Source organism: Alteromonas sp. ABV4_515 (genome assembly GCF_056160345.1).
In genome coordinates this window covers 171,588-195,985 of record NZ_JBSWWZ010000007.1, presented here as the reverse complement: position 1 = coordinate 195,985, position 24,398 = coordinate 171,588, and the positions used below count along the sequence as shown (strand labels likewise).

General features: G+C 49.2%; 22 protein-coding genes and 2 riboswitches. Of the genes, 14 read left to right on the top strand and 8 right to left on the bottom strand.

Going from position 1 to position 24,398, the window contains the following annotated elements:
- Positions 1–9: 9 nt before the first annotated feature.
- The 3 genes from ACXAGX_RS17240 to phoB form a co-directional block, all read right to left on the bottom strand.
- Positions 10–981: a PstS family phosphate ABC transporter substrate-binding protein gene (locus ACXAGX_RS17240; protein WP_474839818.1), complete on the bottom strand. Its 972-nt coding sequence runs from the start codon at positions 979–981 to the stop codon at positions 10–12.
- Positions 978–2,276 (bottom strand): phosphate regulon sensor histidine kinase PhoR, encoded by a 1,299-nt coding sequence (gene phoR / locus ACXAGX_RS17235; protein WP_474823101.1) that lies wholly within the window; start codon positions 2,274–2,276, stop codon positions 978–980. The genes ACXAGX_RS17240 and phoR overlap by 4 nt, the downstream gene beginning before the upstream one ends.
- A gap of 79 nt (positions 2,277–2,355) precedes the next feature.
- Positions 2,356–3,045, bottom strand: coding sequence for a phosphate regulon transcriptional regulator PhoB (gene phoB / locus ACXAGX_RS17230; protein ID WP_070123851.1), 690 nt, complete (start codon positions 3,043–3,045; stop codon positions 2,356–2,358).
- A gap of 191 nt (positions 3,046–3,236) precedes the next feature.
- Here phoB and ACXAGX_RS17225 point away from each other — a divergent pair, with 191 nt between their 5' ends.
- Both ACXAGX_RS17225 and rdgC read left to right on the top strand, forming a co-directional pair.
- Complete coding sequence (locus ACXAGX_RS17225) at positions 3,237–4,967, top strand: sensor histidine kinase (RefSeq protein ID WP_474839816.1); 1,731 nt, start codon at positions 3,237–3,239, stop codon at positions 4,965–4,967.
- Positions 4,968–5,064: 97 nt separating this feature from the next.
- Entirely contained in the window at positions 5,065–5,970 is a 906-nt protein-coding gene (gene rdgC, locus ACXAGX_RS17220) for a recombination-associated protein RdgC (RefSeq protein ID WP_474839814.1), read from the top strand.
- An 83-nt stretch (positions 5,971–6,053) separates the two neighbouring features.
- Here rdgC and ACXAGX_RS17215 read toward each other — a convergent pair whose 3' ends face one another.
- Entirely contained in the window at positions 6,054–7,238 is a 1,185-nt protein-coding gene (locus ACXAGX_RS17215; RefSeq protein WP_474823090.1) for a benzoate/H(+) symporter BenE family transporter, read from the bottom strand.
- Positions 7,239–7,378: 140 nt separating this feature from the next.
- Here ACXAGX_RS17215 and ACXAGX_RS17210 point away from each other — a divergent pair, with 140 nt between their 5' ends.
- Positions 7,379–7,933 carry a helix-turn-helix domain-containing protein gene (locus ACXAGX_RS17210; RefSeq protein ID WP_474839812.1) on the top strand — a complete coding sequence of 185 codons (555 nt, stop codon included), beginning with the start codon at positions 7,379–7,381 and terminating at the stop codon, positions 7,931–7,933.
- 74 nt (positions 7,934–8,007) lie between these two features.
- Here ACXAGX_RS17210 and ACXAGX_RS17205 read toward each other — a convergent pair whose 3' ends face one another.
- Entirely contained in the window at positions 8,008–8,847 is an 840-nt protein-coding gene (locus ACXAGX_RS17205; RefSeq protein WP_474823082.1) for an HDOD domain-containing protein, read from the bottom strand.
- 336 nt (positions 8,848–9,183) lie between these two features.
- Positions 9,184–9,328: riboswitch (cobalamin riboswitch) on the top strand.
- A 126-nt stretch (positions 9,329–9,454) separates the two neighbouring features.
- On the opposite strand from ACXAGX_RS17205, the gene ACXAGX_RS17200 reads away from it, so the two are divergent.
- From ACXAGX_RS17200 to ACXAGX_RS17155, 10 genes are all read left to right on the top strand, one after another.
- Positions 9,455–10,282: an ABC transporter ATP-binding protein gene (locus ACXAGX_RS17200; protein WP_474839810.1), complete on the top strand. Its 828-nt coding sequence runs from the start codon at positions 9,455–9,457 to the stop codon at positions 10,280–10,282.
- Position 10,283: 1 nt separating this feature from the next.
- On the top strand, positions 10,284–11,294 hold the full coding sequence (locus ACXAGX_RS17195) for a FecCD family ABC transporter permease (RefSeq protein ID WP_474840024.1): 1,011 nt from the start codon (positions 10,284–10,286) through the stop codon (positions 11,292–11,294).
- Positions 11,295–11,305: 11 nt separating this feature from the next.
- On the top strand, positions 11,306–12,379 hold the full coding sequence (gene cobT, locus ACXAGX_RS17190) for a nicotinate-nucleotide--dimethylbenzimidazole phosphoribosyltransferase (protein ID WP_474839808.1): 1,074 nt from the start codon (positions 11,306–11,308) through the stop codon (positions 12,377–12,379).
- A complete protein-coding gene (locus ACXAGX_RS17185; RefSeq protein WP_474839806.1) occupies positions 12,379–13,170 on the top strand; it encodes an adenosylcobinamide-GDP ribazoletransferase in 792 nt (263 codons plus the stop codon). Before cobT ends, ACXAGX_RS17185 begins: the two co-directional genes overlap by 1 nt.
- Entirely contained in the window at positions 13,170–13,694 is a 525-nt protein-coding gene (gene cobU, locus ACXAGX_RS17180) for a bifunctional adenosylcobinamide kinase/adenosylcobinamide-phosphate guanylyltransferase (protein WP_474823067.1), read from the top strand. Before ACXAGX_RS17185 ends, cobU begins: the two co-directional genes overlap by 1 nt.
- Positions 13,694–14,314 carry a histidine phosphatase family protein gene (locus ACXAGX_RS17175; RefSeq protein ID WP_474839804.1) on the top strand — a complete coding sequence of 207 codons (621 nt, stop codon included), beginning with the start codon at positions 13,694–13,696 and terminating at the stop codon, positions 14,312–14,314. The genes cobU and ACXAGX_RS17175 overlap by 1 nt, the downstream gene beginning before the upstream one ends.
- Positions 14,311–15,780 (top strand): cobyric acid synthase, encoded by a 1,470-nt coding sequence (locus ACXAGX_RS17170; RefSeq protein ID WP_474839802.1) that lies wholly within the window; start codon positions 14,311–14,313, stop codon positions 15,778–15,780. The genes ACXAGX_RS17175 and ACXAGX_RS17170 overlap by 4 nt, the downstream gene beginning before the upstream one ends.
- A gap of 66 nt (positions 15,781–15,846) precedes the next feature.
- Positions 15,847–16,449 (top strand): cob(I)yrinic acid a,c-diamide adenosyltransferase, encoded by a 603-nt coding sequence (cobO, locus tag ACXAGX_RS17165; RefSeq protein WP_070123841.1) that lies wholly within the window; start codon positions 15,847–15,849, stop codon positions 16,447–16,449.
- Entirely contained in the window at positions 16,449–17,321 is an 873-nt protein-coding gene (locus tag ACXAGX_RS17160; protein WP_474839800.1) for a cobalamin-binding protein, read from the top strand. The genes cobO and ACXAGX_RS17160 overlap by 1 nt, the downstream gene beginning before the upstream one ends.
- Before the next feature lie 63 nt (positions 17,322–17,384).
- A riboswitch (cobalamin riboswitch) is annotated at positions 17,385–17,555 on the top strand.
- Positions 17,556–17,725: 170 nt separating this feature from the next.
- The gene (locus tag ACXAGX_RS17155; RefSeq protein ID WP_474839798.1) at positions 17,726–19,567 is read left to right on the top strand and encodes a TonB-dependent receptor plug domain-containing protein; all 1,842 of its coding nucleotides are present in this window, start codon (positions 17,726–17,728) and stop codon (positions 19,565–19,567) included.
- 65 nt (positions 19,568–19,632) lie between these two features.
- Here ACXAGX_RS17155 and ACXAGX_RS17150 read toward each other — a convergent pair whose 3' ends face one another.
- Positions 19,633–21,624, bottom strand: a complete 1,992-nt coding sequence (locus tag ACXAGX_RS17150; protein ID WP_474839796.1) for a hypothetical protein — start codon at positions 21,622–21,624, stop codon at positions 19,633–19,635.
- A 342-nt stretch (positions 21,625–21,966) separates the two neighbouring features.
- Here ACXAGX_RS17150 and ACXAGX_RS17145 point away from each other — a divergent pair, with 342 nt between their 5' ends.
- The gene (locus ACXAGX_RS17145) at positions 21,967–23,664 is read left to right on the top strand and encodes a dipeptidyl-peptidase 3 family protein (RefSeq protein WP_474839794.1); all 1,698 of its coding nucleotides are present in this window, start codon (positions 21,967–21,969) and stop codon (positions 23,662–23,664) included.
- Between the two features lie 24 nt (positions 23,665–23,688).
- Here the strand turns inward: ACXAGX_RS17145 and ACXAGX_RS17140 are convergent, their stop codons facing one another.
- Together ACXAGX_RS17140 and ACXAGX_RS17135 are read right to left on the bottom strand one after the other, a co-directional pair.
- Entirely contained in the window at positions 23,689–24,063 is a 375-nt protein-coding gene (locus ACXAGX_RS17140) for a hypothetical protein (protein WP_474839792.1), read from the bottom strand.
- Positions 24,064–24,162: 99 nt separating this feature from the next.
- A complete protein-coding gene (locus ACXAGX_RS17135) occupies positions 24,163–24,297 on the bottom strand; it encodes a hypothetical protein (protein WP_474839790.1) in 135 nt (44 codons plus the stop codon).
- Positions 24,298–24,398 lie beyond the last annotated feature (101 nt).

The window sequence follows — 24,398 nt, the reverse complement described above, 5'->3', positions numbered from 1 at the left end:
AGTCTGTGACTACAGCTTAACGGCTGAATCTTCTAAATATCGGCGTTGGCGAAGCAATAAATCTTCGCGAACCGGAAAGTAGCCGTCCTTACTCACCTGCTCTTGCCCCTGCTGGGAGAGAACATAGCGCAAAAATTCTCTTTCCAGGGTAGGTAGCGGTTTACCCGGAGCTTTGTTCACGACCAGATACAGAAAACGGGCATAGGGATAGGTTTCATTGCGCACAGTTTGCGTGGTTAACGGTACTAGCGACTGCACAGTGTCTCCGATAGCCAGAGCTTTAACGCCAGCGGTTTTGTAACCGTAGGCGGCGTATCCAATACCATCGTTGCTCGACGCAACAGACAACACCACCGAAGCAGAACCGGGCTGCTCGTTCACCGTGGCGCGAAAATCACCGTCGCAAAGCGCCATCACTTTAAACAACCCATAGGTACCGGAAACCGAGTTCCGACCAAAAATACGTATTGGCGACACGGTGGCGTTCTGATTTGATAAAAGCTGTGACCAGTCGGTAATGGCTTCCTGTGCACCGCAGAATCGGGTGGTTGAGAAAATACCGTCGACTTGCTCCAGGGTAAGACCCTCAATGGGATTCTTGCGTTCGACGAAAATCGCGATGGCATCCATGGCAACCCTGACCACCGTGGGCGGATAACCATGCTCACGAACAAAATCGCGAATTTCAGAGGGCTTCAACTCCCGACTCATGGGGCCGATGGTTGCGGTGCCTTCGGTAAGTGCGGGTGGTGCCGTAGAGGAGCCTGAAGCCTGGATCTGAAATTTGACCTGAGGATACATCTCCATGAATTCCTGCGACCACATCGCCATCAGGTTTGCCAGGGTGTCTGAGCCAACAGAGGTGATTTTACCGGCAACGCCGGGGCTTCGGGTGTATTCAGGCACAGATTCCTCTGCACAGACCTGCAGAGTATTCATACACAGCAAAGCACTGACTAACACCTGACACCAACGGCTCATGACTTCTCCGTAATCAACTCTTCATCCAGCAGGAACGAAAACTGACTGCCCTCTCCCACGGTACTGGTAATATCCAGTTGAGAATTATGATGGCTGAGCACATGTTTCACAATAGACAAGCCCAGACCGGAACCGCCGGTTTTTCTTGAACGGGCTTTGTCCACCCGGTAAAAGCGTTCAGTAAGCCGCGCCAGGTGGTTCTGTTCAATGCCGTCACCGTTATCAATCACGGCAAATAACGCATCGTGGCCTTCACGTCGCCAGTGAACATTTATTTCGCCGCCAGGCGGCGTATAGTGCACAGCGTTGAATACCAGATTCGAACAGGCACTGCGCAGTTCTGTTTCCACCCCAAATACCCAGAGCACGGGATCAATATGGAAAGTAATCTGATGCCCTTTGTCTGCATTTAATGTGGCGGCTTCTTTTTCGAGCTGCGCTAACATGGCGGGCATATTCACTTTATTTTCATAAATCCGTTCAGAACTCGCCTCAATGCGCGACAGCACCAACAGATCTTCAATCAAGCTCTGCATTCGCTGGGCTTGCGCCGACATCTCTTTCATCGCCTTCTGCACCATCGGGTTATCTTCATCTTCTGGCAGAATTTCCAGATAGCCCGATAACACGGTAAGCGGCGTACGTAGCTCATGAGACACATTCGCCACAAAGTCCTTACGCATTTCCTCCAACTGAGATACCCGGGTTACATCTCGGGCAATAAGCAGCAAGTGCTCCTCGCCATAAGGCATGATCCGGTATTCGAAGGTTTTGTTGGGGTTGGTAGGCGCAGGTACTTCAATAGGATGACTAAAATCGCCTTCATGAAAGTAGCTGATGAAGTCAGGATGACGAATGAGATTATCGATGCGGGTGCCTGCATCACCGGGCCATTTTAAACCCAGTTCCAGTCGGGCCAGCCGGTTACACCAAATAATACTGGCTTTGGAATCCACTACGACGGCAGCATCGGGTAATGCTTCAGAGCCTTCCCGGAAGCGCTTTACCAACTCACCCAGTTCTTTGCGTTTGTTGCGGTTTCGCCGCTGCAGGTAATAAATGCCTTCGTAAATATGTTCCCACACGCCACTCACGGTAGGCGGTGACATTTTACGACTGTGCCAGAGCCAGCGATTCAGCTTGAACAGCTGCCAGTAATTGACAATCAACAGGCCCACCGCCCCTAATGCAATCGCAAATAGCATGTCGTCGACATACAACCCCACCAGCGCGAAGACGAGCAAATACGCAATCAGGCGAATTGCACTTCGTAGCCATGAAAAGGGATAGTACATGAATCAGAAGGCCTTGATTTGAGTGGAAAAGGCTATTGTGACAATGATAGACGACGCGCGCAATGCGCGTCGACAAACATTATAATTTGGTAGAGAAACGATAGCCTGCGCCACGAACAGTTTGAATCATCGCGTCGTGGCCATGACGAGAAATCGCTTTTCGCAGACGACGAATGTGAACATCAACCGTACGATCTTCAACATAAACATTCGTGCCCCACACGTTATCCAGCAACAGTTCACGACTATAAACACGTTCAGGGTGGGTCATAAAGAAATGCAGAAGCTTAAACTCTGTTGGCCCCATATCCAGCGGGTCGTTGTTGGCCATTACCCGATGCGAAATCGGTTCTAGCTTAAGACCATTGAACTCGATGGGCTCTTCGTTAGAGGTAGGCGTTACCCGACGCATCACCGCTTTGATACGGGCGATTAGCTCTTTCGGTGAAAACGGCTTAGTGACATAGTCATCGGCCCCGGCGTCCAACCCACGGATTTTATCTTCTTCCTCTCCACGGGCGGTTAGCATGATCACCGGAATGTCACGGGTAAATTCGTGTTGCTTTAATCCTTTCGCTAACTGAACACCAGAACCACCCGGCAACATCCAGTCAAGCAATATCAAATCCGGATACGGCTCACAGATTTTTTGCTGTGCGACGTCGAAATCTTCGGCTTCAATCGTTTCATAGCCAGATTGCTCAAGCACAAACTTAAGCATTTCGCGGATCGGCGCTTCGTCTTCTACTATCAAAACAGTTCGAGACATTGATATTTTCCTGCTCATTACAAAACGCCGCTATTATTGATGTGGTCTGTGACAGTTTTATTAAAACGATTACATTTATGTGTCAAGGATATTACGACGAATTATGCTTAAGTGTAATGCCGGGTCGCTTGTTAATTCAGGCTTTTCCGCCTATTCTGTGTACCGGGAATAAACATTAAGGTTGGAGTTGGATGTCCAAGGTTAAGACAGGATTGTCACGTAAGCTGCTCACACGTGTATTGTCGGTTTATTTCATCCTGACGATCATCGTCACAATAGGCCAGATATTTACCGAATATCTGAGCACCAAGGACCACATCGAAAGCGAGCTTCGCACGCTGAAGAACACCTTTGCCGAAAGCCTGACCCGGGCCAACTGGGAGCTCAACAAAGTACAGGCGCGGATTATTTCTGAAGGGCTGACTAAGCTGCCCATCGTTGAGGGCGTGCAGGTTCGCGATGAAAATGGCGATCTCATTGCCGACGAAGGCCGCACCATCCCCAGTGACGGTCAAACGGTTCAGGCAGGGATAATGCGCGACCATCCGGGTGGTGTTTTCAGTTACAGTTTCCCTCTTATATTTGAATTTTCTGGCCGTCAGTCTTATGTCGGCGATGTTACCCTGTACTCCAGTTTCGACATTATTCTCAGTCGAATTGAAGTGGGAATTTTCTTCTTACTCGGAAACGCCTTCATCAAAACCGCGTTCCTGGTGTTTCTGTTCATGACCGCCTTCAAACACATGCTTTCTGAGCCATTGTCTGAACTTAGCAGCCAGATGACGACTTTCGACCCTGAGCACCCTGAAGAAGCTAAAATTACGGTTATTGATAATGATGACAACGAGTTACGTATGTTGCAGCACTCGTTTAATCAGGTCATTGATGATTTCATTGTGTCGCAGGCAAAGCTCACGAGCGCTCGTGAAGCACTGACCCAGGCCAACCGCAAACTCGACGACCAAAACCTCATTCTTGAACAGGAAGTGGCGAAGAAAACGGCGTCACTGTCACAAATCATGCTCGACCTCGAGCAGCAGAAAGACGAACTCATCGCCAATCAGCGGGAATTAAGACAAGAAAACGAAAACCGGCAGTATATCGAAGATGAGTTGCGCAAGCGTAATGCCGAATTGGCCAAAAACAACGAAATGCTGAACCTCATCAAGGATCAGTTGGTTGAATCGGAGCGTATGGCTTCGTTAGGTGGCCTGGTTGCCGGTATCGCCCACGATGTAAATACGCCGCTGGGCGTTGGCGTCACTGCCGCCAGTTATCTCAGTGAACGTATCGATGCCTTGCGCCTTGCCTACCATGACAAAACCTTGTCGAACAAAACCATGGCAACCTTTTTGGATGAAGCAGAACAATCAGCCAGTTTGCTAATGGGTAACCTCAACCGGGCGTCTGAGTTAGTGGCAAGCTTTAAACAGGTAGCGGTAGACCAAACCAGTGAAGCGCAGCGCACATTCAACTTAAACAGTTACTTACACGAAATCCTGCAGTCGCTGAAACCCACCTTTAAAAATACCCAGCACGAAGTGAGAATTCAGTGTCCTGGTGATTTGTATATCACCTGCGCACCGGGTGTCATTGCGCAAATCACCACCAACATGATGATCAATTCAATAATGCATGGTTTTGAAAATAAACCCGCCGGACACATTTCCCTGACCATCAGCCGCGACGATACCGATATCGTGATGGAATATCAGGATGACGGTAAAGGCATGGATAAAGCGTCGCTGGAACATCTGTTCGACGCCTTTTTCACTACTCGCCGCAATCAAGGCGGCAGCGGTTTAGGCACGCACATCGTTTATAACCTTGTGACTCAAACCCTGGACGGCACAATTCAGGCGTTCAGTGAACCCGACAAAGGCCTGCGCTACGTTATTCGCTTCCCTGATCGTCAGGACTGATCCGTTTTATTAACTTAGATGATCGTTGCAGCCGATGCCCCGCATTGGTACGCTTGCCGCCCTTTATAACAATAATCTGGATCAGGACATATTTTCTATGTGGTTCAAAAATCTTAAGGCTTACCAGCTTACCCAGCCGCTTTCTCTGGACGACGATGATCTCAGCCGTATGCTGATGGATAACGCTTTCCGTCCCTGTGGCAAACAAGACACGGCCACCATGGGTTTTGCGTCGCCGTTCGCACAAGCCGGTAAAGAAGGCGTGATGTTCCACAAAGTACAGGAACGTTACTGGATAACGCTGAAGAAACAGGAAAAAATTCTGCCATCTTCAGTGGTCAATGCCGAGCTGGCAGACAAGGTTGCGCACATCGAAGCCGAAACCGGCTCACCGGTAGGCAAAAAGCAGCAACAAGATCTGAAACAAGAAATTACTTTTCAACTGCTACCACAGGCATTTGTAAGAAACACCTTTACCCACGGTTTTATTTCCATTCCGGAAAAAATGGTGGTTATCGACGCCTCTGCCGATGGCAAAGCGGAAGCTTGGTTGGCTTGTGTGCGTAAGGCAATTGGCTCGCTGCCGGTAGTACCTCTGGCCCGTCATAGCCTGCAATCTGAGTTGACGCACTGGCTCACCGACGGCGCGCCAGACGGCATTGAGCTGCTGGAAGAGGCAGAACTGAAATCTACCGACGATCTAGAAAGTGTCATTCGTTGTAAAAACCAGCCGCTGGACAGCGAAGAAATTACCATGCACCTGGATAACGGCAAGCTGGTGCAAAAGGTCGGTTTTGCATGGCAGGAAGTATTAACTGCGACTATTTCGGAAGACGGTTCTTTCAAACGGGTGAAATTTACTGATCGCCTGAAAGAAGAAACCGAAGACGTACCGAAAGATCAGGTTGAAGCACGATTAGACGCCGAGTTTGCACTGATGTCGGCTGAACTTTGTCAGTTCCTTGATTTCATGCGCACCACTCTGAAACTGAACGACGACTAACATTAATCGTTAGCACGGAAGACAAAATTAAACGGGCCTGTTACGACTAACAGGCCCGTTTCTTTTGGCATCTTCAAGGTATTTTATGCCGACGCTTTCCCATGCCTTTTCTGGTAAAGCTTATCTAACCCAAGAACACATAACCCCGCGAATAGCCCCCATACCGGTGCACCAAGCTGCGCCACGGTGATGCCCGAGGCAGAACACAACAACGTCAGTAGTGCCGCTTTGCGATGATCATGATTTTCCATACTGCGAAGTAATGATGCCTGCAACGTTGCAAGCAGGGCTAACCCTGCTAGAAGATGCACTACCACTGGTGGCATTTGGCTGAACAGATACACCACCAGCGACGCAATAATACCGAAAATTAAATACCCGACGCCGGCCATGATCGCCGCTTTATAGCGCTTGTTTCTGTCGTCTCCTGCGTTCTCGCCCATGCAGATAGCCGCGGTAATTGCCGCCAAGTTAAAAGCAAAGCCACCGAAAGGAGCCGCAATCAAATTCACGATACTGACACCCGTAAGGATTTGTCTAACGTCGGGGTGGTAGTCATAGCTTTTTAAAATGGCAATGCCAGGCAGGTTCTGCGATAGCAACGTAATTATAAACAAGGGTATCGCCAGGCTAATGGTGGCAGAAACCGAGAACGTCGGTGTTACCCATTCAAGCTCTGGCCAACTCCATGCGAAATCCAGATTCGTGCCGGTGCTACCTAACCCCACCGCCATAGCCACAACAAGCAGTACCAGCATAAGATAACGAGGGAAAAAGAGTGAACCTAATAAATACAGTGCAATGAAACTGACTACCATGACTGGGTGAGCGGCGGCATCGGTAAAAACGCCTAAACAAATGGGCAACAGAATTCCAGCCAACATCGCGGACGAAACAGCAGGCGGAATGCGCTCTATCTGGCTAGTGAGTGCTTTACTCCGCGCCGCAATGAATGCCAATAAGGCTGCAGTGACAAACGCACCGATAATTTCTGCTAGCGAAAAGCCGCCTACTGCACCAATCAGAAATGCCGCGCCAGGTGTAGACCATGCGGTCACCACAGGTACTTTATACAACCAGGAAAAGCCGATACAGGTAATGCCCATGCCTAGCCCTAGTACGAGCAACCAGCTGACAATCATCGAAGGTGTGGCACCCGACGCTTTGGCAGCTTCAATAACCAGTACTACCGCACTACTGTAGCCCACCACCACGGCGGTTAAACCCGCAGCAATATGACTGAGCTGTGGAAGAGATTTCGATGACAAGGCGGGCCTCCAGTGTTAGCATTTGCCTATAGACCTGTGCGCTATAACGCACATTTGCGAACGAGTGTAACATTGTGCGTTATAACGCACAATACGCTTAACGTGACGGCGTGCAATATTTATCAGGATGCAAAACACAGATGAATGCTAACGAGGCAATTAACGCGCAAATATCCCAGACACTCAAAGCCCGTCGTAAAGAGCGCGGGTGGTCTTTGGACAAAACAGCACAGCAAACTGGGGTCTCCAAGGCCATGCTTGGACAAATAGAGCGTCAGGAGTCTAGCCCTACCATTGCCACACTGTGGAAAATTGCCACTGGTCTGCAATGCTCATTTTCCTCCTTCCTCATTCCCGGTGCAGCCGATCCCGCCACGAGCATGCCTTCTGAAAACGATGGATTTGCCGGTGACAACAATATGAAGGTGAAAACGCTCTTCCCCTATTCGCCTATTACCCGTTCAGAAATGTTTGAAATAACCCTGACAAATCACCACCAGCAATTATCAACACCACACCAAGCCGGCGTGCTTGAACATATTCATGTAATAGAAGGGAAACTTGAAATTTTACAGCAAGATGTGTGGCACCCTGTAAGCACCGGTGAGCAGTATTTATTAGCGGCCGATGGCGAACATGGCTATCGGGATTTAAGTGGAAAAACGCGCTTTATCGACATGATTTTTTACCCATAACCCCTGCACGGGAGCATCGGGGTTGACGGGAAAACAGGTACCTGCCAGCGTGCACAGATACCTGCCCGGAGTCGTTATGAAGAGAAGATCTGTTTAGCGTTGACCGCCATTTCTTTAAACTCATCGGTGGTGAATTCTTTGATGTCTTCAATTACACCACGCTGAATTGCCAGATTAAGCACTGCGTCTTTCTGGTCGTCCATTTTACCGGCCAGCGCCGCGCCTACACGAACGAAATCCACATAAGACAGTTTTTCAGGTAGCACAGATAAGTCTTTCCACTGTTCTGCAACCATCACAAAATCGTCGTCAAATTCCCACGCTCGCATGATGCTGCCACCAATTCGGCAAGACAGCTTATCAATCGCCACATTCAGGAATGTCGGGTTCGCGAAAACTTCTTCATGGCGCTCGGCTTCGGTAAGAATAGGTAGCACGCCAATATCATGAACCAGCGCTGCGAGCGTCATGGTATCTAAGCTCAGCTCACGGTTGCGGGTGCGGTTGACATAAGTTTGTAATGCCGCCATCGAATACGCGACCACTTTAACAGTGGCAGCCCATTCCTTTTTCAGGTGCTTGGCTACCACGTCGTTTTTAGAAACAAATAACTGCTCCATTGCCAACGCCGTAGAGATATTCTTTATTTGACGCAAACCAATGCGGGTAACGGCTTGGCCAATAGACGTCACTTTTACTGTGCGTCCCAGGTAGGCACTATTGGCAATTTTTATCATTCGCATGCTCAGCGAAGGGTCTTTACCAATAACATCACCCATGGCGTTCAAGTTCACATTCGGATCATCTGCTGCTTTACGCACTTTAAGTGCGATGGCAGGCAGCGTAGGCAGAACCAGCGTATCGTTGTTGATCTTTTCGACCAGAATAGTCAGAAGCGCGTTTTGTGTTGACATATACCTACCTTATATTGGTTTCCGTGCGCCAGACGCTGTGGGGCGTGCAGGCAGAGAGGTATGAGTATGATTGGCTATCCGTTGCAAGCAAACGAGACGGCAACTCTTTACTAGATAATTAAAAATATATCAGCAGAATGCTGATTCTGCATCCCGCAATCGCGCATTTTCTTGCCATGTGCGCATACTGCGGTGTTTTTGCTAATACCAATCATAGTCTAAGGTGTATTGCCAGATGCGGTTTTTTAAGCATAAAGCACAGGATTTCTGTTTTGGATCATCCTACCCTGCGTTCTTCTTCCATTGCCCTCGTCAATATGAGAAATCCCTGATACACTCAGCGTTTGCATACGTGGTGTTGCGCGTGTTCTTTAGCGTCGCGCAAATTAAATGGGAATTTGGTGTAACTCCAAAACTGTACCCGCAACTGTAATGACCCAGCAGGTCGAAGTCAGATACCAACCATAATGTAGTGACTCAATTTCGTGCGGGAAAACACGAATACAGTTTTACTCCACACTTCAGGCATTGCTGAACGAGTAACTGCTTTCATACGGCTATGGCTGCCGGTTATCCCGCTAAGTATAATTTTAGTATGACGGGCATCATGTCTACCCAAGCGGCATTGCATCTTCAAGATGTCACCTATTCAATCTACAAAAAGCGAATCCTTACGGATATTTCGCTGGACTTCGGTGCAGGCCTATTCCACGGTGTGCTTGGGCCGAACGGTGCGGGTAAAACCACGTTATTGAAAATCATCACCGGGCAACTTCAGGCTGCCGGCGAAATCTGTTGGCAAGGCCGCCCGTTATCAGATTATGCGCCCCAAGAGCTTGCTCGTCATGTTGCGGTTGTGAACCAAATAAACGATTCCGTGTTCAGTCTGACAGCGAAACAAGTTGTGACCATGGGGTTGTTGCCGCATAAAAATTTGTTGTCACGTTATACCCGTAACGACCGCACACAAGTATTGAAAGCGCTGGATGATGTAGGTCTGGCAGATAAAGCCGAGCAACACTTCAGTGTCCTTTCTGGCGGCGAACAACAGCGCTGTTTGATCGCCCGGGCATTGGTTCAGGGTGCGCCGCTACTGGTTCTCGATGAACCGGTGAACCACCTGGATGTGTACTATCAGCATCAAATTTTGCACTTGCTGCATTCACTTTGCCAGCAACAAGGCAAAACCGTGGTGGTGAGTTTGCACGACCTCAATCTGGCTGCTGCCTACTGCGATAATTTGGTGCTGATGAAAGATGGCTTGGTGGCCGCATCGGGGGCCTCAGCTGACGTGCTGGAATCCACCTTACTCAGCGACATTTTCAGAGTCCCTTGCACGGTGCATCACTCGGCAACACAAACACCGCGGATTGAATTTAACCCGCCCTTTGCTGAATTTCAAAAAGCGTCGATGCAGGTAAAACATGATAGCTAACATGAAAGCGAAATGGATTGTGTTGCTGCTATTAGCGATGAGTGCGCCCTTATTGTCGTTATTCTTTGGCGCGGCTTCGTTGTCGGCCGATACCATTTTTCAATGTGTATCAGGCAGTTGCGCCGACCCTATCGACAATACTATTTTCTGGGATATCCGCTTTCCCCGGGTCATGGTGGGCTTTCTGGTTGGCGCGGGTTTATCGGTGGCCGGCGCCACATTACAAAATGTCACCCGCAATGGCCTGGCCGATCCCTACTTATTTGGTGTTGTTGCCGGTGCAGGACTGGGCGCCAGTGTAGCAGCGCTGTTGTTGAATAGTCCTTTAGCCGCCAAATGGGGCTTGCCCACTGCGGCTTTTGGCATCGCCTTGCCCGTGTCTGCATTAATTGGGGCGATATTCGCGGTCATCCTGGTACAGTTACTTGCGCGCTCTACTTTTGGTGGCCGTATCGAACACATGTTACTGGCTGGCGTGGCGGTTTCGTTTATGCTTAGTGCGTTAAGTCAGTTTTTATTGTTTGTCGGCGACCCATTCGCGGCAAACCAGGTGGTGTTCTGGCTAATGGGCAGTCTTGCCCGGGTTGAAAGCCACTATGCCTGGGTTCTCTTCGCCGTAGTTGCTGGGTGTACAGGCGTACTTTATCTTTTTGGGCCGCGTGTTGACGCACTGCTTCTCGGCGACGACAGTGCCCGCACCCTTGGCGTCAATGTTGCCCACATGCGCATGCTATCTTTGCTTATTTGCGCCGGCCTCACCGCCGCTATTGTCTCTTACTGTGGTGGTATTGGATTTGTTGGCCTGATGATTCCTCATATTGTTCGCCGTTGGCTCGGTGTCACCAGCCGTACTTTATTCATCGGTTGTGCTCTTCTCGGTGGTTTTTTCATGGTGTGGGTGGACGTGTTTGCACGCACCGCACTGACTGGCCGGGAAATCCCGGTCGGTATTATTACATCTGCTATCGGCAGTCTTTTCTTCCTACTTGTAATGCGCCAGCGCCAGGCGTGAGGTAAGTAAACATGTCCATTTATAACAATCAGTTCTGGTCGATTGAGGCTGCAGATAAAACAGCATTGCCTTTCGTTCAGGCAGAAATCGACAACAAAGCTAAGCCGCCTGGTTCACTGGGTTTGCTAGAACCGCTGGCCAGACAGTTGGCGCTTTGTCAGTGGCAAGGTGAGATACGACCGGTATACCTCACCAAGCCCACCATACTGGTATTTGCAGCTGATCACGGCATTGCCACCCACAATATTAGCATTGCGCCCCAGGCGGTGACTCACCAAATGGTATTAAGCTTTATCAATGGTGGCGCAGCGATAAATAGTTTCTGTGCATCCGCTGGACTCACGCTTCAGGTGATCGACTGCGGCATACTCGAAGCTATTTCTGGCAGTCATGATAATTTCATCAACAGCCGTATTGCCGCTGGTACGCAAGACATGTCTGAACAGGCGGCAATGACGGCAACGGAAGCTGAGCTGTCACTGTTACAGGGGGCGGAAGTGGCAAAAGCGGCCATTGAAGCAGGCGCGAATATTTTAGGTTTTGGCGAGATGGGCATTGGCAACACCAGTGCTGCTGCCGCGTTGTCCTGTTTACTTACCGGAATACCGTTAGATGAACTGGTTGGTGCGGGTACCGGAATATCAGAACATCAATACATCAGAAAACACGCTTTACTGCAGCAAACCATCAACCGCGTAACGCAAAACGTTGATGAGAGCCCGATAAACGCCGAACTCGCCGTGCAAGAAGCGGGTGGTTTTGAAATTGCCCAAATCGCAGGCGCCATGCTGGCCACAGCGCAAGCAAAAAAAATCATTCTGGTCGATGGTTTTATCGTGACCAGTGCCGCTCTTCTAGCATTGCAAATTGCACCTGAAATCAGAGATTACATGGTATTCAGTCATTGTTCTGGCGAAAAAGGGCATCGCCGGGTGTTGGAATACCTGGAAGCAACGCCATTGCTAGATATGGGACTACGGTTAGGGGAAGGCACCGGTGCCGCACTTGCCATGCCTTTACTTAAAGCCGCAGCCGCCTTTTACAATGACATGGCCACTTTCGACAGCGCTGGTGTAACCTTGTAATGACAAACGTCCTCTCTGGTGTTCGCCAGCATGTCCATGCCCTATTGTTAGCGCTAAGCTTTTTTACCCGTATTCCGGTGGGCCATCGCGTTACTTACAGTAATAATGCCATGCACCATGCGGGTAAGTACTTTGCTTTGGTGGGCTGGGTCTTGGCTGGCATTCTCAGTGTATGGATTTGGCTGCTTTCATCCTTTTTACCGGCTAGCGTGCTAATTTTCCTGGTTGTGTTGAGCAGCGTATTGCTGACCGGCGCCTTTCATGAAGATGGTCTGGCAGACACGGCCGATGCATTTGGTGGCGGTCAGAATAAAGAGCACAAGCTTGTCATTATGAAAGACAGTCGACTAGGCACCTACGGTGTATGTGCACTTGTGGGAGCTTTGTTTGGTAAGTGGGTGCTGCTGACGTCGCTGGTTGAGCAGCAATCTCTTGTGTTGTCATTATTTGTGGCTTACCCCCTTTCCCGCGCCTTTGCACTGAGTCACGTACAGGATTTACCTTACGCCACTGAAAGCAGCAGCGGTAAAATTGCCAAAAGCATGCCCTTTGCCACGCCCTATTCCGTTTCCGCAATGGCATTTCTGTTCATCACTGGCGGCCTCGCGCTGCTTTTACTTCCATTTGGCACAGCAGTGCTTATTCTAGTGACCTGCATACTCTTGCGCCATTTCCTTAAATACAAGATGCAAAAACATGTTGAAGGCTTTACCGGCGATACCCTTGGCGCAGCGCAACAAATTCAGGAACTGACCATTTACCTGATGCTGTTGATAGGCGGTGTGTCGTGATGCATCTGATTATCGGCGGCGCCCGCTCAGGAAAATCCCGTTTTGCACAGCAACAGGCTGTGCAGGCAGAGTCAGTAACGGCCAACCCCGTACACTACATTGCTACGGCCACCCCGTTCGACCACGAAATGCGAGAACGCATCGCGCAGCATCAACATGATCGCCCGGCGCACTGGCATACCTGGGAAGCGCCACTTTTACTGGCTGAGCAACTCTGCGACCTTCCAGACAATGACATTGTGCTGATTGACTGCCTGACATTATGGCTGAATAACCATTTATACGAAGCGTCAGCGCAAGACTTTTCAGCCTTATTCGATGCGCTTATTCGCAGCATGCAGCAGCGCCAGGGAGTGACGTATGTGGTTGCCAACGAAGTGGGATTAGGGGTTATCCCAATGGGCGATATCAGCCGCCGTTTTGTCGATCTGGCCGGCTGGCTGAACCAAAAAACCGCCCAGTACGCCGACAAGGTAACCTTTATGGCCGCAGGCCTGCCGATGCATTTAAAAGGTAATGATTAATGGCATATGTATTTGATTTACTTCGACACGGAAAAGTAAATGGCCAGCCTGCGCTCTATGGCTCAACGGATATCAAAGTCAGTGAAGCGGGCCACGACCAATTGATGTCGCAACACCTCCAACTTGCAGGCGCATCACGCATTATTTCTTCTCCCCTTCAGCGCTGCTTGTATAGTGCAAAAGTACTCGCAAGCGAACTGGATCTCAAACTCAGTACCGCGCCAACACTGGCAGAGTGTCACTTTGGCGAACTGGACGGAATCCCGTTTGATGACATCACTGAACAATGGCCCTTGCTTGACGCATTTTGGCAAAGCCCTTCCAGCCACACCTTGCCGGGCGCTGAATCGTTGCGCGACTTTCACAACCGGGTTGTGGGCTTTTGGGAACGGATTATTGCCCGCCCCGGTGGCAATCACACGGTTTTGGTTACCCACGGTGGCGTAATACGACAAATTATTGCCAGAGTGCTTGGTCTCGACTGGACTTCACCGGCGTTGTATCAGCAACTTTCTGTTGGTCATGCCAGCCTTACCCGTATCACGCTTGCAGATTACCCCAGCGCCATACCGGTTATACAGTTTATTGGTTTGCCGCCAGAACAAGGGCTGCTTAGATGACTCGCTGTAAAACACTAATGGTTCAGGGCACCAGCTCTGATGCGGGTAAAAGTATGCTGGTTGCAGCCCTGTGCCGCTGTTTAAAACAAAGACATATTCGCGTTGCCCCATTTAAACCGCAAAATATGGCGCTCAATAGTGCCGTTACTGCCCAAGGTGGCGAAATAGGACGGGCACAGGCCGTACAAGCACAGGCGGCAGGCATTGCGCCTCATGTGGATATGAATCCCATTTTACTGAAACCCAGCTCAGATACCGGTGCTCAGGTGATTGTTCATGGTAAAGCGATTGGTGATATGCAGGCGGCGCCTTATCACGATTATAAAACGGTGGCGATGAATGCCGTTTTAAGCTCTCACCAGCGATTGTGCGAGCAATTCGATGCTGTTGTGGTGGAAGGCGCAGGCAGTCCGGCCGAAATCAACTTACGCGACCGAGATATTGCCAACATGGGCTTTGCCGAGGCGGTGGATTGCCCGGTAATACTTATCGCCGACATCGACAAGGGCGGTGTTTTTGCCCAGTTTGTTGGCACCCTGGCGTTACTATCGGAGCCGGAACGCAATCGTATTAAAGGTTTTGTTATAAACCGCTTTCGCGGCGATATCAGTTTATTGCAAACTGGCCTTGATTGGTTGGAGAAAGAAACCGGCAAACCGGTGCTTGGCGTTCTTCCCTATTTGCATAACCTTCAACTGGCCGCCGAAGACGCCATTCAGGCCGAACAAAATCTCACATCGGAAGAACGTATTCTTAATGTGGTGGTGCCCGTTTTCAGTCGTATCAGTAATCACACCGATTTTGATATGTTGCGCACCCATCCTCAGGTCAATTTGCAGTTTGTAGCTCAAAATCAGGCTTTACCGGCTGCCGACCTTATCATTTTGCCCGGCAGTAAAAACGTGCGTAGCGATCTGGCTTTACTTCGCCAATGCGGCTGGGACAAAGACATTCTGCGCCATTGCCGGTATGGCGGAAAAGTGCTCGGCATTTGCGGTGGCTATCAGATACTGGGTGAACAGGTTGACGATCCACTTGGTGTAGAAGACAGCCCGGGCACCAGTTCAGGTCTCGGATTATTGCCAGTGAACACCCGACTGGAGCAGGAAAAACGCTTAACCCGTGATACAGGTACACTTACGTTGCGTGTCGATGAACCTGCACCGTTAAGTGGCTATCAGATTCATGTGGGCGTAAGCACAGTAAAACCCGGCGTTCGTACGTTCGCCTGCTTGAGTGATGGTACGACTGACGGCTGTATTAGCGAGGATGACCAAGTGGCCGGCACATATTTGCACGGTGTATTTGATTCTCCCGGGGCGCTGCAGCAAATTATTCGCTGGGCGGGGCTGGAAACCACCCTGATCGATAATTATGAAATGCAACAAGAGCGGGAAATAGAGCGGCTTGCGGTGATGTGTAACAATCACCTTAACTGGCGGAAGTTAGACCCTTTATTCAGATAAACAGAGGTGGGGCATAACAAGCCCCATCGCACCTAAGTAACAGTAAACAGACTTACAGGTAATACCATGAGTAACCAAGACGATAAGCAGAAACATAAAAAGCGCATGGAAGCACAAAAGGCCAAGGTAGACGAGCGCATTGCCCAGGCAACAGAAGAACGGGGCATTCTGATCGTCATCACCGGTAACGGAAAAGGAAAATCAACCTCAGGCTTCGGTACAGTTACCCGCGCGGTAGGACATGGCCAGAAGGCTGCGGTTGTGCAGTTTGTGAAAGGAACATGGCCTTGTGGTGAACGTGATTTACTGCAACAGGTAGGCGTGCCCTTTCATGTTATGGGCACTGGTTTTACTTGGGAAACACAAGACAAAGACACCGATATTGCAGCCGCGACAAAGGCGTGGGAGCAAGCCAAAGTCTGGTTGAAAGATGACACCATCGACGTGGTTTTGCTGGATGAGATCACCTACATGGTAACGTACAAGTATATCGATCTTGATGACGTGCTCGATGCCCTGGCAAATAGACCGAAGGAACAAAGTGTCGTGGTGACGGGCCGCGCTTGTCACAGAGCCATTACCGATCTAGCCGATACGGTAAGTGAAGTGCGCTCGCAAAAACACGCATTCGATGCAGGGATCATGGCACGTAAAGGTATCGACTGGTAATGAGACTGGCTGTTTTTATATCTGCTCTACTGCTCAGCCTGTCGGCTGCGGCCCAAACGGATGTGGACCCGCGAACACAACGTCGTCTGGTCGTGTTGGCGCCGCACCTGGTTGAAAGCCTGTTTGCCATTGGTGCGGGCAATCAGATCATTGCGACTACCGACCATTCCGATTATCCCGCTCAGGCATCCTCCATTCCGCGAGTGGGCAATTATGCGCGCCTTCAAATCGAGCAAATTCTCGCGCTTCGGCCAGATGCCGTCGTGGCTTGGCGTAGTGGTAACCCGGCGGACGATCTGCAGCGGCTGGAAAAGTACAAGATAAATGTCGTGTATACCCAAGCCGATAACCTTCAGGATGTGGCGTCGGAGTTACGTATGCTGGGCAAATTGACGGGGCGTGAAAAGCAGGCTGAGAACATCGCCAATGATTACCTGTACCGCTTGCACGCACTGAAAGCGCGCTACAGCAAAGCCGAGGGAGTGAGTGTTTTCTACGAACTGTGGGCCAGGCCGCTACGCACCGTTGCCGGAAATTCCTGGTTGCAGCAGCAAATCGCACTGTGTGGCGGCGATAACATCTATGCCGATATCGAGGAAGGTTACCCCCAGGTGAGTCTGGAGAATGTGCTCGATTTACGTCCACAGGTGATTATTCAGCCCACCACCCACGGTGATAATCAGCCGGAAACCATTAATTGGCAGCAGTGGCCAGAAATACCTGCGGTTAATCATGGGTTTATTCTTCATCCTGATGCTGACAAGGTACATCGCATGACGACCCGCATGTTGGATGAAGTTGAAGTGATGTGCGTACAGCTTGATAAAGCACGGCAGTTCTATGCACAAGATAGTGAACTGAAACAGCCTTAAGGCTAGAAAGAATAAGCCATGCACACCGCCTTTCCATTGACTTTAGTATGAACAATTTGTAAGGTTGCGCCCGCTGTTTCAGGTGCTTGTCGATGCGTCACTTAAGGCGCATCTGGGCAAGGTAAACGGGAAGTGTGGTGAATGAACATTGTTTATTAATCCACCGCTGCCCCCGCAACGGTAAAAGCGCATTATGGCGCTAAGCCCGACACCGGCCTGAAAAACAGTTAATTACAAATGAAGCGGAGGGCTTCATTGGATTGCATATTTCGTGTCTCCTTTTCAATTTCAGCGTCGGGTACAGCAATTGCCTGTGCGGAGATTGTCAAAAGCCATTACGCATTCGCCGATCCACTTCCCTTCCTTCAGTCACAAGCACACACCCATTAGATCGAGGAACACACATGCACATCAGCAAACTGGCCATTGCCATTGCTTTAGGTTGCACCGTTAATTCTGTAATTGCAGAAGAAGCCACGCCCGGTTCAGACATTGAACACGTTGTTGTTTCAAGCCGCGTGATTACACCGGTAAGAGAACTCGCCACATCCGTATCCGTTATGACTGAAGAAGAAATCGAATTACGCGGATATGCCAACCTGGCAGAAGTACTGCGCATCGAACCTTCTGTGCATGTCACCGACAGCGGTGGTATCGGCTCAACATCAGCCCTTCGTATTCGTGGTGAAGAAGGCTATCGCACGCTTATCCGCATTGATAGTGTTGATGTGTCTGACCCCACCGGCACGCAGATAATGCCCCATGTTGGCCAGCTGCAAAGCAGTAATGTGTCGCGAGTAGAAATTCTGCGCGGCCCGCAAGGTCTGGTATACGGTGCCGATGCAGGTGGTGTTATCAACATTCAAAGCGGCCGACTGGAACAAGGTGTATACGGCAGTGTGCGCGCGGAAGCGGGTGAATATAATACGCAAAACCTGAGCGCCGAAGTCGGCGGCGGTAGCGAAACGGTTGAGGCTTATCTTTCTGTATCTGACTACTCCACAGACGGCTTTAACTCGCGCATTGACGACACCGACCCCGCAGATGACGACGGCTACGACAATACGACGGTGCATGCCAAAGTAAACGTGAAAGCCACGGATGCCCTGACGCTCGGTTTCGTCGCCCGTCATAACGATGGCGAAGGTGAATTTGATAACTGCTACACGGCAGCTTTCAGCATCAGTAACGATTGTGATAGCGCGTTTGAACAAACTAACTTCCGCGTGAGTGCCAATTATGCCCTTGAATCGGGTAATCAGCAGTTGGCCTACGCCAAAACCTTAATTGAACGTGAAAACTATACAGAAGGTGCCTCTAGTTACTTTACCAAAGGTACTGTTGAGCGCGTTGAGTACATTGGCGACACGGCCATTAATGATCAACATACTGTGGTTTACGGCATCGATTGGGAAGAAGAAGCGATTACCTCTTCAAGCGAAAGCCGCACACAAACGGGTTATTACGGTGAGTTACAAAGTGAATGGGTAGAAAACCTGTTTACCACAGCAGGGGTTCGCTACGACGACAACGAAGATTTTGGTGAACACCTGAGCTACCGACTGAGCTCGGCGTATATCTGGGAACTGCAAGCTGGCGAACTGAAGCTTCGTGGCGCATACGGTACCGGCTTCCGCGCACCAAGCTTGTATGAAGTGCAATATAACCGCGATTTTGGCTATGCGCCGGCTTCTGACGTAGCGCTTAAAGAAGAAGAATCTAAGGGTTACGAAATTGGTCTGCAATTCACACCTTCAGCAGGCACTTTTGTCGAGGTCGTCTACTTCGATCAGAAAATCGAAGACGCCATCGTGTTCGATATGGCAACGTATTCGGGCTATCTGCAAGAATTAGGCACCGCGACCTCTGAAGGTATCGAGCTTATTGGTCAGTGGGCAATTAACGACGCCTGGACCATTAAAGGCAACTATACCTACAACGATGCAGACGACGTAAATGGCGCACAGCGGGTTCGCCGTCCTCGCGACCTTGCCAACCTGTCAGTACTTTACCGCTACGAGGCAATTACGGCAGAAGCTACCGTTCGGGTGGTGGCTGATGCAGTGGGTATCAGTGCGCCACTGGACAATTACTCGCTGGTTGATTTAAATGCCCGCTACGATGTTACAGAAAACTTTTCTGCATTCGGTCGTATCGAAAATGCCTTCGATAAAAGCTATCAAGGTGCCTCGGCATTCCGCTCACGTGGACGTGCAGCGAACATTGGTGTGAACTACGCGTTCTAATGTCACCATACAACAAGAAGGGAGCCGATTGGCTCCCTTCTTTTTTTCTACTTTACTGCAATGTACTAGTCGGCCACACGCCCGTTTGGCTCACCGATAATTGCAATCACATCGTTCTCATAGCCATCAGTGGTTTTATATTCCCGGTACCCTTTTGAAACCGCAAAAGCCAAGAGAAAAGCGTCATCGCCCAAATGGTAAATACCTGCGCCTTTGGTACCATTCGCACCATTCGTCACAGCAGTTGGCAACACAATGTGATCACCGGCCTTCCAACGCTCTGTGCCGCTTACGCTAATAACCTTCCCTTGACGGTCGATATACAAACCGAAGCGTTCACTGTCATTTGCCCAGAGCACGTCTGCCAGCATTTGTGAAAATTCCGGCTCGCTATCGAATACCAACCCAATGCCACCAACCGCAGCATCATTTTTGCGAATAACGGCATTGTAAATGTAGGTAGGATTACCGTAGTAATAGTCGCTAGACGCAAAAGCTGATACGCGGAAATGTTGTGCATTCTGCATACGTATCGCCGATTCCCACGCGGAACTTTTTTCTGCTTCTTGGCCTATTTGGTCAGATAAACTTTTATCTGATACGGCAACAATTTTTCCGCTACGGTCGTACAGATAAATTCCCGTGTACACGGTGTACAGACTGTTGATGTACTCAAGGATGTCGCCCATTACCGAGATATCTGCAGCTGTAGCGTTGTTGTTACTAAGTGTATTCTGGAAATGTGAGGTGAGTGCCCACCAGCGACAGTCATTTGCCCGCTCGTACAAGTTTCTGTCCATGATGTCGATAGCCAGTGCGGCCTGAAAGGTCATGCCATTGAAATGCGTGGTGAGTGCCGTTTTCATCAGTTGACTCACCGAGTCGGTGAAAATGGACTGCATCTGGCGGCCAATTTTACGAATTTCTTCCAGAATAGGAATAAACTCGTCCGCGTCGCGGCGGGCAGCGGCAATGCGCCCGTTTAACACCACTAAATCTAAATCTTCGGTAACAATCTTTGCCCGGTATTGGATATTGCTCAACACAGAAGAAAAGCCCTGCCACTGATTGATGTCGTCAATGGCATCATAACTTGATGCAGGCTGCGAGCCCATGTGAGTCAGAGGCAATAGCACACAGCCATGCCATCCAAGCCCTTGATAATTTTGATAACCCCGGGTTTTTGTGACAGTGACAATATATTCTTTTCTATCAATGGTGAGGATCTGATTTTCCTTTGCCACATTTACCGTTTTCCCTAGCGGTAAAACAGTATCGTCGCTGGAAACCAGCGTATTTCCTTTCTCATCGAGCAAAGCCAAGATGTTCCCGGAGTCATCATCAAGATCATTAAACAAACTGCGCATCTCGCCTTCCAGCCGAAAGCTCATGCACAAAATACCAATGATCTCTTGTGTTTCAGGGTCTCTAACCGGCGCAAGAAATAACGATGAAATCGAATGCGCAGGCCGTAGGGGTGAATAACGGCAAATCTCCAGGTATTCATGATAGCCAGTTAAGATTTCCGACAACACAGGGTCAGTTTCCGCGATCGGCGCCCCCTGCGCCATTTGCGCACGCAGCTCACCGTGACAGTCAAACAACATAATATCGTCGTAAACCGTATACTTTGCTGCGTATTGCTCTAATCGCACAGCAATATTTTCGCTGTTTTCCGAGCCTGATTGCGCATCATGCAGAAACTGAATGATGTCCGTATCAGTGGCGAGAAACCCCACATCAGCGGTTCGCTCAAATAAATTCCGAATTGGAATATCAATGAGTGTTTGTGCAATAGTCTGATTTTTAACGCCACATTGTTGCGTATTTTCAGCCAACAGGTTTTCGATTAAGTCATCCTGCAGAACAGCGAATTCGGACTTGGTCTCTAGCATGTTGCCAAGCAAGCTCTGGGGTACATTAAGTGAGTTTATTTTTCCGACTAACGCCACCTTATCCCACCAAGTATTCAGACTGAATAAATTGTTTCGATAGTGTGAGACGGTCGTAAATAGTTCCAGAAACTGCTCTTTGTTATTTTTTAGTAGCGCTTCCACTTCATCACCTTATACTTTAGTATAACTTATTGTTTTAAATAACAGTTTTCCTATTACACTATCAGAACATTAGACACTTTATTGTATATTTTTTGTTACTTTTCTGGCTTTTTTTTATTCAGATAGGCTTTTACGGGTTAGCCCATTCTTCTCCCCTGAAGTTGATATTCTGATTTTTAGCAGCAAACGAATGTTGTTGATTGGGAAGCAAAATAGGTATCGAAGAAAACGCTGTCAGGCTGAGTCATCGCTCGGGTTGTCGCGGATACCGTTGCACATGCGCCTTTAATTGTGTATCAATCGTTATAACGACATGAATACCTAAAAATGGAATGTATAACGATGAAAATAAGCGCTATTCGCACCCGGCTCGCCATGGCCGTTGCCGCATCCATCCTAACTCTTTCAGCCTGTTCCAAAGCCCCTGAAACCAGCCATTCAACGCCGGCAGCAGAACAAGAAGTCGCAGACACGCAAGCGTCGCCGCTGCTGGTAGACCGTGCGCGTTTGGGGATTTATCAGCCCGTAGCATTAACCAGTGATTTGTCTTCGCTTTCTGACAACCAGAAAACCATGCTGGGCTTATTGATCGACGCATCAAAAATCATGGACGACCTCTTCTGGAAGCAAGCCTTTTCCGGTGAAAAATCGGCATTTCTTGAAAAATACAGCGATGCAGACATCGCGAAGTTTGCTGACATCAATTATGGTCCCTGGGATCGCTTAAATGGCGATGCGGCGTTTTTAAAAGGTTATGACAGCAAGCCCGAAGGCGCGGAATTCTACCCTCACGACATGACCAAAGAAGAGTTTCAGCAGCAAGATTTTGCAGACAAAGACGGCTTATATTCACTCGTAAAGCGCAATGAAGACGGCAGCCTGTATACCGTGCCCTATTCAGAAGCCTATAAAGCCGAGTTAACACAAGCGTCTGCGCTGTTACGTCAGGCGGCCGAACTGGCAGATAACGAAGAGTTTGCCAACTACCTTACATTGCGTGCCGATGCGCTGTTAAGTAACGATTATTATGCGTCGGATATGGCCTGGATGGACATGAAGACGAATCCGGTTGAGCTGGTTATCGGCCCCATTGAGTCCTATGAAGATCAGCTATTCGGTTACCGCGCCGCGTTTGAATCGTATGTACTGCTAAAAGACATGGCCTGGAGTGAGCGACTGGCCAAATTCGCTCAGTTTCTTCCCGAATTACAAAAAGGTCTGCCGGTTCCCGCTGAATATAAAGCTGAAATGCCCGGCTCTGATGCCGATCTGAATGCTTATGATGTGATTTACTACGCGGGCCATTCCAATGCAGGCAGTAAAACTATTGCCATTAACCTGCCTAACGATGAACGCGTACAACTGGCCAAAGGCACCCGACGTCTGCAGCTGAAAAACGCCATGCGCGCCAAATTCGACCAGATCCTGCTGCCGATTGCCGATGAACTCATCAGCCCTGAGCAACGCGACCATATTACATTTGACGCCTTCTTTGCCAATACGATGTTCCATGAAGTAGCGCACGGCCTTGGTATTAAGAACACATTGGATGGTAGCAGTACTGTTCGTGCTGCTTTAAAAGAACACGCCTCGGCGCTAGAAGAAGGCAAAGCCGACATTCTTGGGCTGTATATGGTGCAGAGTCTGTTGGAGAAAGATGAAATTACTGAAGGTGTACTGGAAGATTATTACGTTACCTTCATGGCTGGCATATTCCGCTCTGTGCGCTTTGGTGCGTCTAGCGCTCATGGTAAAGCTAACATGATTCGCTTTAATTTCTTCGAGGAGCAAGGTGCTTTCGAGAAAGGCGAAGACGGTTTCTATAAAGTGAATATGGAAAAAATGGGTAACGCAATAGAAGCCCTATCCCGCCTTATCTTAATTTATCAAGGTGACGGCGATTACGATGGCGTTGCTAAACTGGTAGAAGAAAAGGGTATCATCAAGCCTGACCTGGCTTCTGACCTTGCCCGCCTGGAAGCTGCCAACATTCCGGTGGATATTACCTTCAAACAAGGTAAAGCGGTGCTGGGACTGTAATTAAACTAAAGGCAGGTAGCGCCGTTACCTGCCTTCTTTAGCTGGTTTGTTACAGAGCATTTCACCACTTAACCAACCAATCAATATTGCCATTCCTGCACTAGCTACCAATAGAAGTATCGCAGGCAAACTACTATTAAAGACAACAAACAGCATTAACATCATTGTGCAATAGCCAATGGTTGCCATGAGAATCCTGAGGCTGTGCGATGATTGCTTTGTATTTACCGCAGAGTTTCTTAAGATCTTGCTAAGTATATTTGTTAGCCAGAAAGACTGGCAGTAACCTTGATCGTCTTCAACGATGCTCCCCCGGAACACGTTTGCGGCCATAAAAAGCATTATCGCTGTCACAATTAAACTGCTGAGATAGTGCCCATTACGTAATAATGTAAACATAAAACCTGCACACACAAGCAAGCCACCATACAATTGAAATCGCACCATTGTTCGCTTTCCAAAAAAAGCGCTGAGCTCAATGTGCTCAGCGCTATAAACTTACTGTTCTTCCGTATAATCTCTTACAGCATCACCAGTGCCAATGATTGCGCCGATACCAGCACCACCCAATGCACCTTCTGCACCACCTTCAGCTGCAGCCTGACCAATGTTGCCACCGGCAACGACCGACACTCCTTGTTGAATATTTGCATTTCGCAGAAAAACGAACGTTAGTCAGCTTTCTGTCTTGATGAATAAAATGCTATAAATAGCTTTTTGAAGACTTTCTGACT

Coding starts and splice junctions, on each gene's coding strand:
- ACXAGX_RS17240 (WP_474839818.1), bottom strand. CDS start 981: ATGAGCCGTTGGTGTCAGGTGTTAGTCAGTGCTTTGCTGTGTATGAAT.
- phoR (WP_474823101.1), bottom strand. CDS start 2,276: ATGTACTATCCCTTTTCATGGCTACGAAGTGCAATTCGCCTGATTGCG.
- phoB (WP_070123851.1), bottom strand. CDS start 3,045: ATGTCTCGAACTGTTTTGATAGTAGAAGACGAAGCGCCGATCCGCGAA.
- ACXAGX_RS17225 (WP_474839816.1), top strand. CDS start 3,237: ATGTCCAAGGTTAAGACAGGATTGTCACGTAAGCTGCTCACACGTGTA.
- rdgC (WP_474839814.1), top strand. CDS start 5,065: ATGTGGTTCAAAAATCTTAAGGCTTACCAGCTTACCCAGCCGCTTTCT.
- ACXAGX_RS17210 (WP_474839812.1), top strand. CDS start 7,379: ATGAATGCTAACGAGGCAATTAACGCGCAAATATCCCAGACACTCAAA.
- ACXAGX_RS17205 (WP_474823082.1), bottom strand. CDS start 8,847: ATGTCAACACAAAACGCGCTTCTGACTATTCTGGTCGAAAAGATCAAC.
- ACXAGX_RS17200 (WP_474839810.1), top strand. CDS start 9,455: ATGTCTACCCAAGCGGCATTGCATCTTCAAGATGTCACCTATTCAATC.
- ACXAGX_RS17195 (WP_474840024.1), top strand. CDS start 10,284: ATGAAAGCGAAATGGATTGTGTTGCTGCTATTAGCGATGAGTGCGCCC.
- cobT (WP_474839808.1), top strand. CDS start 11,306: ATGTCCATTTATAACAATCAGTTCTGGTCGATTGAGGCTGCAGATAAA.
- ACXAGX_RS17185 (WP_474839806.1), top strand. CDS start 12,379: ATGACAAACGTCCTCTCTGGTGTTCGCCAGCATGTCCATGCCCTATTG.
- cobU (WP_474823067.1), top strand. CDS start 13,170: ATGCATCTGATTATCGGCGGCGCCCGCTCAGGAAAATCCCGTTTTGCA.
- ACXAGX_RS17175 (WP_474839804.1), top strand. CDS start 13,694: ATGGCATATGTATTTGATTTACTTCGACACGGAAAAGTAAATGGCCAG.
- ACXAGX_RS17170 (WP_474839802.1), top strand. CDS start 14,311: ATGACTCGCTGTAAAACACTAATGGTTCAGGGCACCAGCTCTGATGCG.
- cobO (WP_070123841.1), top strand. CDS start 15,847: ATGAGTAACCAAGACGATAAGCAGAAACATAAAAAGCGCATGGAAGCA.
- ACXAGX_RS17160 (WP_474839800.1), top strand. CDS start 16,449: ATGAGACTGGCTGTTTTTATATCTGCTCTACTGCTCAGCCTGTCGGCT.
- ACXAGX_RS17155 (WP_474839798.1), top strand. CDS start 17,726: ATGCACATCAGCAAACTGGCCATTGCCATTGCTTTAGGTTGCACCGTT.
- ACXAGX_RS17145 (WP_474839794.1), top strand. CDS start 21,967: ATGAAAATAAGCGCTATTCGCACCCGGCTCGCCATGGCCGTTGCCGCA.
- ACXAGX_RS17140 (WP_474839792.1), bottom strand. CDS start 24,063: ATGTTTACATTATTACGTAATGGGCACTATCTCAGCAGTTTAATTGTG.